At 52.4% G+C, this 313-nt stretch carries 1 rRNA gene; it reads left to right on the top strand.

The features are described from left to right. A 23S ribosomal RNA gene (locus tag C9J34_RS19115) occupies positions 1 to 313 on the top strand; the annotation flags it as partial.

The raw sequence follows: 313 nt of genomic DNA, 5'->3' as shown, positions 1-313 counted from the left end.
GCCCGTTAATGGGTGATAGCGTGCCTTTTGTAGAATGAACCGGCGAGTTACGATAACGTGCAAGGTTAAGCTGAGAAAGCGGAGCCGCAGCGAAAGCGAGTCTGAATAGGGCGCCATAGTACGTTGTCGTAGACCCGAAACCAGGTGATCTACCCATGGCCAGGGTGAAGGTAAGGTAACACTTACTGGAGGCCCGAACCCACGCACGTTGAAAAGTGCGGGGATGAGCTGTGGGTAGCGGAGAAATTCCAATCGAACTTGGAGATAGCTGGTTCTCTCCGAAATAGCTTTAGGGCTAGCCTCGTGATTGAGA

The organism is Metasolibacillus meyeri (genome assembly GCF_003049505.1).
Lineage (GTDB): Bacteria > Bacillota > Bacilli > Bacillales_A > Planococcaceae > Metasolibacillus > Metasolibacillus meyeri.
Note: the sequence above shows the minus strand (reverse complement) of the source record. Positions and strands in the feature narration are given on the sequence as shown.